This is a genomic window from Roseivirga seohaensis, assembly GCF_001592945.1.
Lineage (GTDB): Bacteria > Bacteroidota > Bacteroidia > Cytophagales > Cyclobacteriaceae > Roseivirga > Roseivirga seohaensis.
Genome location: NZ_LRPB01000008.1, coordinates 1 through 6711, shown reverse-complemented (window position 1 = coordinate 6711; position 6711 = coordinate 1). Strand labels below are relative to the sequence as shown.

At 40.0% G+C, this 6711-nt stretch carries 8 protein-coding genes; 3 read left to right on the top strand and 5 right to left on the bottom strand.

Features of this window, described 5'->3' with window-relative positions; genetic code table 11:
* Positions 1 to 159: 159 nt before the first annotated feature.
* Positions 160 to 561 carry a methylmalonyl-CoA epimerase gene (gene mce / locus AWW67_RS05085; RefSeq protein ID WP_062300553.1) on the bottom strand — a complete coding sequence of 134 codons (402 nt, stop codon included), beginning with the start codon at positions 559 to 561 and terminating at the stop codon, positions 160 to 162.
* 90 nt (positions 562 to 651) lie between these two features.
* Between mce and AWW67_RS05080 the strand changes: the two genes are divergently transcribed.
* From AWW67_RS05080 to AWW67_RS05070, 3 genes are all read left to right on the top strand, one after another.
* The gene (locus AWW67_RS05080; RefSeq protein WP_246032634.1) at positions 652 to 1089 is read left to right on the top strand and encodes a hypothetical protein; all 438 of its coding nucleotides are present in this window, start codon (positions 652 to 654) and stop codon (positions 1087 to 1089) included.
* Positions 1089 to 1415, top strand: a complete 327-nt coding sequence (locus AWW67_RS05075; RefSeq protein ID WP_053225160.1) for a HesB/IscA family protein — start codon at positions 1089 to 1091, stop codon at positions 1413 to 1415. Before AWW67_RS05080 ends, AWW67_RS05075 begins: the two co-directional genes overlap by 1 nt.
* 119 nt (positions 1416 to 1534) lie before the next feature.
* On the top strand, positions 1535 to 1813 hold the full coding sequence (locus AWW67_RS05070) for a RidA family protein (protein ID WP_089082025.1): 279 nt from the start codon (positions 1535 to 1537) through the stop codon (positions 1811 to 1813).
* 284 nt (positions 1814 to 2097) lie between these two features.
* Here the strand turns inward: AWW67_RS05070 and AWW67_RS05065 are convergent, their stop codons facing one another.
* The 4 genes from AWW67_RS05065 to AWW67_RS05050 all read right to left on the bottom strand — a co-directional run bounded on the left by AWW67_RS05065 (position 2098) and on the right by AWW67_RS05050 (position 6474).
* The gene (locus tag AWW67_RS05065) at positions 2098 to 3498 is read right to left on the bottom strand and encodes an MBL fold metallo-hydrolase RNA specificity domain-containing protein (RefSeq protein ID WP_062300551.1); all 1401 of its coding nucleotides are present in this window, start codon (positions 3496 to 3498) and stop codon (positions 2098 to 2100) included.
* Between the two features lie 85 nt (positions 3499 to 3583).
* Positions 3584 to 4498 carry a phytanoyl-CoA dioxygenase family protein gene (locus AWW67_RS05060; protein WP_062300550.1) on the bottom strand — a complete coding sequence of 305 codons (915 nt, stop codon included), beginning with the start codon at positions 4496 to 4498 and terminating at the stop codon, positions 3584 to 3586.
* A 27-nt stretch (positions 4499 to 4525) separates the two neighbouring features.
* A complete protein-coding gene (locus AWW67_RS05055) occupies positions 4526 to 5569 on the bottom strand; it encodes a hypothetical protein (RefSeq protein WP_053225164.1) in 1044 nt (347 codons plus the stop codon).
* Positions 5570 to 5823: 254 nt separating this feature from the next.
* Entirely contained in the window at positions 5824 to 6474 is a 651-nt protein-coding gene (locus AWW67_RS05050) for an FKBP-type peptidyl-prolyl cis-trans isomerase (protein ID WP_062300549.1), read from the bottom strand.
* Between the last annotated feature and the right edge of the window lie 237 nt (positions 6475 to 6711).

Here is a 6711-nt window from a genome sequence, read left to right as displayed (position 1 = left end):
CAGGTATCAGGTATCAGGTATCAGGTATCAGGTATCAGGTATCAGGTAAAGCAAATTTTTTCAGCAATTTGAGTTCCCTAAATACCCGTTTTTTTTACTCTATTATTTACCTGTTTCCTGATTTCTGCTTTACTGTTCTCCTGTTTTCTGATTTCCTGATCAACTAATTTCCTGACAAAGCTCTACCAGTACTCCGTTGGTCGACTTTGGGTGAAGGAAACAAACAATTTTATTGTCGGCTCCTTTTTTGGGTGTTTCGTTGAGCACGGTAAAACCTTCCGCTTTTAAGCGAGCGATTTCAGCTTCAATATCTTCCACATCAAAAGCAATATGGTGAATACCTTCGCCTTTCTTTTCAATGAACTTGGCAATTGGGCTATCAGGATTCGTGGCTTCGAGTAATTCGATTTTATTTGGCCCTACTTGGAAAAACGAGGTTTTCACTCCTTCTGTAAGTACGTCTTCAATCTTATAATGTGGCTCGCCAAATAGCTTAGCAAATAGCGTATTGGAATTATCTAGGTTCTTTACGGCAATGCCGATGTGTTCTATCTTTCGCATAGACTTATTGAATCATTAACTATCTTTGTAAATTAAAGGAAACTTTCGAGGCCTTGTGCCTGTTTCTAATCGAAGTCCAAATTATCGCATTTGGACAGCATAAAAAAATCAATGCATATGACGGGTGCCGGAACAGATATCCATGTAGAGAGTATTAAGCTTCAACGCGAGATTGAAAGCCATTTAAGTATTAAGGGAAGTGAATTGAGCTTTGAGTTTCAGCAGAACGAGGGGAAAACCAAGCTCGACCTGATTACAATTAGCCCAAGGCACAACCAATCTTTTCTTTTCCAGTCTGTGTTGGGCATTGATAAGCTCGATGCATTGAGAAAAATGTTGGACTACGTAAAGTCTTACAAAGACAAATACCAGTCCTACACCGTTCAGTGGATTGCGAAGGGTGAAAAAGAATTGCACACTTCGTATTTCAGAGCGGGCAATATGTACGATGCGCTCGATAAATTATATTATGGACGCGATATCAATACCATAACCGTTTTTAGTATAGTACTTAATCCTGTAGCCTAATGATAACAGTAACAGATTCAGCAAAAGAGAAAATCTTCGAGCTTCGTTCTAAGGAAGGAAAATCGAACGACAATAACATTAGAGTTTCGGTGCAAGGCGGAGGCTGCTCTGGCCTGATGTACGACCTTGATTTTGATTCAGAAATAAAGGAAAAAGACGAGGTTTTTGAAGACAAAGGCATTAAAATATTGGTTGACAGAAAAAGCCTTTTGTACCTGCTAGGTACTACCCTCGATTTTTCTGATGGACTGAACGGAAAAGGTTTTCAGTTTGTAAACCCAAACGCTTCGCGCACTTGTGGTTGCGGAGAGAGCTTTTCAGTATAAGCATTTCCAAAATATTGAATTGAAAAAGGTGTCTCGAAAGGACACCTTTTTTGGTTAGTAAAAACCCATATTTGAGAAGAATTCAATAGCTTGAACATTCAAAAACAAATGATTTTGACATGGAAAAGCTTAATAAATCAAACCGAATGAGTCAGATTGTGATTCATGGCGATACAATCTACTTGGCTGGTCAAATTCCTGATGATACCACTCAGGACATGAAGACCCAGACTCAGAGTGTTTTAAGTAAAATAGATGCTTTATTAGCCACTGCCGGCTCTGACAAATCGAAGGCTTTAATGGCCACAATCTATATTTCGGACAAGTCTCAAGTAGCGGCTATGAATGAAGCTTGGGATGCTTGGGTAACACCCGATAGCCCACCAGCAAGGGCCTAGAGAAGGTTTACTTGTAGAAATCATAATCACCGCAGCGAAGTAGTTATATCTTAAGCTTTATCGGGCTCTATTGTTTTGAAGAGGAGCACATTAGCGCAATTTGCACTATACGGCACCATCATTCCGTAGGCATATACCCAAGCTACGGTGTTGGCACAGAAAGAAACAAGAAATAAAGAACATTTTCTTTTAGCACACGGTCTGACCTTCGGTACCGACCGATCCTCTAAGGTCGGCATCGAATAGATCAGACCTGCATATCAATCTTAAAACTCGCTTTAAAATTAAATTCCCGTAAAAAGCTCAAAGCTTTCCAAATACCGTGGAATCATTACGTTTGGCCATTGCAATTCCTCTTTGAGCTTTAACGACAGGTGATGGGCACTTTTCAATTCACCATGCACCACAAAAGTCATTTTAGGCGCTTCTTTAAACTGGCCTGCCCAACGCATTAACTCACCTCTATCGGCATGCGCTGATAGCCCATTGATATGTTCGACATGACATTTTACAGGCACTTCAATGCCATAAATACGAGAGGTAGGCTCTCCATCAAGAATCTTTCGGCCTCTTGTTCCTTCTGCCTGAAAACCAACGAACAAAAGCGTGTCATTTTTTCGTGACAAACGATTGAACAAGTGATGCATAATTCTTCCCCCAGTACACATTCCGCTAGCTGAAATAATGATGGCATTCCTTTCTATGCTGTTGATGCTCATGGAAGAATCTTGAGTTCGGAAGTACTTAAAGCGAGGATAATCGAAAATGGATTCATGTTCGCCCCGTCCAATGCTCAATTTGTGGTCGTCACGGTGAATTTTATGCAAGTTAGTTGAACTAATGGCCATTGGGCTGTCGATGTAAACATCGCATGCAGGAATCTGATTGGTGGTTAATAATCGGTGGAAATAGTAGAGCAGTAATTGAGTTCTACCTACGGCAAAAGAAGGAATCAGCAAACAGCCATCGTTATCAAATGCGGTTTTCACAATACTGGCCAGCTGGCCTTCAATATCTTCGGCTACATTATCTCTGTCGCCATAAGTGGATTCGATAAAAAGCACATCTGCATCGTGTATTGCATAGGGATCCTTTAACAGGGGTTGATTATAGCGCCCTAAATCGCCAGAGAACACAATTTTTTTCTGCTGGGTTTCTCCTTGAATATTAAGCGACACAATGGCCGACCCAAGAATATGTCCTGCATCGAAAAAAGTGGCCGTTACGGACTCTAAAACATTAACCGGCTCTTGATAAGTTATGGGCACCACCATGTCGAGTGCCTTTTTTGCATCTTGCGTATTGAAAAGTGCCAAAGGCGGATTGTGTTTTGAATAGCCCTTGTGTTGAGCAAATTCGGCTTCTTCCTCTTGCAATTTTGCGGCATCCATAAGCAGGATTTCTAAAAGTGAGGCAGTCGCTTCTGTGCAATAAATCGGCCCGTTAAAGCCTTCGTTTACTATTCTTGGCAGGTAACCAGAATGATCAATATGAGCATGTGTTAATACGATGGCATCTATAGTTGTAGCGTCCATCGGAAATTCATCCCAGTTTCTGAGCCTAAGTTCTTTTAAGCCTTGAAACAAACCGCAATCCACTAACAACTTCCTTTTATCAAGTTCTAGTAAATATTTTGAACCGGTAACCGATTGGGCTCCGCCTAAAAACTTTAACCTTACATCCATAGCATCAAATTAACAGCTCTCAATGTGAAACCGAATTAACAATATTCATAATCCTCAATGATAAATATCATACGTAGAGGCAAAATCAGTACGCTGCTAAATCAGCAGGAATTGGATAGTCTGGACCTTTTGTAGGTTTATAATTGTAAACCGCTGGAATAGGTGGGCAACGATGCTCTGTAATTTCTTTCATTAATTCATGAGCTGATAAACCTGCATTTCCACCAAAGAAAGCCTTCTCTTTATCAGTGAAAACACCCTCAATATCATTTTTCAGAATTTCTCCCATCCAAAGCCTACGCAATTCTATCCAATGCTCATCCTGCTTTCCGTCTTCCAGTGTTGCCGCATAAGGCCTTACTTCTACATAAATTGTTCGCCTAGCCCCAGGTGAACGCTTAGGTTCTGAACTGTGTAACACCATCATTTCTTGCACCATAACATTTCCAGCCTTGGCAGGAACTTGCACTACATTTGGAGGATTCCAACCGTAATCCCTTTCAATTGACTCAATGTCCTGCAATTCAGTATGTGTTGCAGGCACATATCGTAAACATCCATCGTTCAAATCAGAATCGTCTAAATATATTCCGATGTTTAGGTAAGCATGATTTGGATCATTTGGAGCTCCTTGATGCCATTTCACTACTGGATGAGGGTGTTGATGCTTGTATAGAATATCAGCCTGAAGAATAATGGCAGTAGACCCGCAAAGTTCTTTTATCAATTTTAAAAACACAGGGGTGGCCAGCAATCGGTTAAGGTCATCTGTATAATGGAAATGGAGGTCATCGAAACGCATTAATCGTGGCCCTACAGAATCCTCGATAACACAAGCACCTGATAAGGTATCGCCTTGCTTATAATATTCCAGTGCTTTTGCTTCAATTTCGTCAGCTATGCTTCTAAACCTATTAAGTATTTCCGTTGGGATAGACTCTTGTAATAAGGCATAGCCACATTTTAAAAAATTTTCTTTATTAATAATCTCTGTCTTCATAAAAGTAAAATTAGGCAGGTTTTCACATCACTTTTCGCCATATAAATCTGGCTTCTTAATCACCATCCAAAGGCTCCTTCTCACAATTTCACCCATATTATCACACTTTAAAAAAGCCTTTTCATTGTAGTATTTGGCAAGGTCTCTCCTAAGCTTTTTCACCTGCTCAGGAAAAGCCAGCGTATCGTTAATCATGGCATTGATAAGGTCTAATACCCGATAACGCTCGACCCTAAGTCTGTTGGCAATCAATGAGCGTTCTTCCTTCTGATATTGTTTTACTGTTTCGGGAGTCATATGCTTAAGCCCTAATTCAATGAGTTTATTATTCTGTTTGAAATATTGAGGAAGATACACACTTTTCCTACCCTCGTAAGATTGCTGATCGAAATCTATAGCTTTCAATCTATAGCTCACTTCTTCAAAATCAGGAGTTACATTTACCACGAAATTACTAGAGTGCATATCGCCCAAAAGCCGAACGAAGCACCTTTCGTTGAATTTCACAAACTCTTTGGCCAGCCTAATCTCGTTCAGCATTTTACTGTTCATATGGTTTTTGATGAACTCATCTCCGGGAATACCTACAATGTGTTCTTCGATTAAAGTGTTTTTATGAACCACATAACTCATTCGGTTGGGGGAAAGCAAGTGTTCCAATTCTAGCCCATAAATTCTGGAGGCATCAGCATTCTTCACATAGAAGTAATCGAAGTTATCGTTGATCTGATTTACAATGCGCACCCTGAAAGGCTTTGTATTACCGAAAGCACAAAGGTCTACCCGATCGACTTTTAAATGCTCCATCACTCCAACATCTCCATCAGCCATTAGCACAGAGTAGATTTTTTTGAGAGCCAAGTAAATGTCCTTCATATCGTCTTGTGGATAGAAAACCGTTTCCCAAAGGGTATCGTCTCCTTTAGAGTTGTAAAGTGGAATGGCATTGTTATACCTCAGTAAATCATCGTACTGAATAGGCACTTCGATGAGCCGTTTATAGCGCAAAAGGTAGGCGCGTAGCTCCTCGCTTATTTTAAAGGGAATCTTCTTTTTACTGATCAGGGCCATTGCAATGTCTCTTTGCTGTAAGATAGTAATTAGGGTTGAGTAGTTAAGGATTAAGAGTTAAGAGAAAATAGTGAACTTCAGCCGTCTCCAATCAGCGTATTTGCAAACCTGCTTGAGCCTATCGAAGTGATGATGTTTACGTGAAGTTATCTCAATGTTGACTTGTAGTACCAGAGATTGCTTCGTAATAAGCTCTTGCTAGCGCAACGTTTATTTCTCACAATGACCAAACAATAACGGTTTCTAGTTATCAGTTACCGCTTTAAAATGTATACCTGAAAAATAAGGGTTGAGTTAGGAGGCACTTCACGAGTACCTTCTGATCCATATGCCATTCGTGCGGGTACTTTTATAAAACCATTATCCCCTTCTTCAAAATACTTGAGTCCTTCCTGAAAACCATCAATCAAGTCGCTCTTTTTTAGATTAATACCTATTGGCTTTTTTGTTCTGAAGGAGCTGTCAATTTCTTTCCCATTCTCTAAATAAGTAGCGTAGTGTAAAACCATATCACTAGGCTCTAAAATAGGCTCTGTATGGATTTCTCCTTTCACCTTTGAGAGTCCTAAGTTATATTTTACCTCAATCCACGTTATGCTATTGAATTGATCCTCTCTTATTTTCTCAAACTTCTCCTCAGGGTTTTCATCCGTTACAATGTTTCCGGCCTCATCCCATTCCTTTAGCTGAATTAAAATTCCGCGGTCATTATATTTTTCTTCTCGTTTCTTGGAACCGTCTTCGTACCAAAAGGAATGCTTACCAATTTTGATCCCATCCGCCATTCTACCTTGGTACTTCTTCTCACCATTTTCATACTTTTCTACCTTCTTCTGCGCAAAAACAGAGGTCGTTTGAAAAGCAAAAAATAGGCAAACGCTAAAGGTGAACAGGAATGATTTCATGGTAGGAGCTTTTAACTTCAAGAAAGGCCAATTTACAAATAGAACATTACTAGAACAACCTCTTTAAAAATGTTGGTCCCCTGAATGTAAACAAAAAGAGCAGCCGTCTGGCTGCTCTTTTTGTTTTGTTGCACATATTATTCTACTTACCTACTCAACCTCACAATATGTACCCAGCTGTTTTTGAATCGGGTGTCGTTTCTGATTTGTTTCATGCGGGCGATGGCCTTGTCGAAG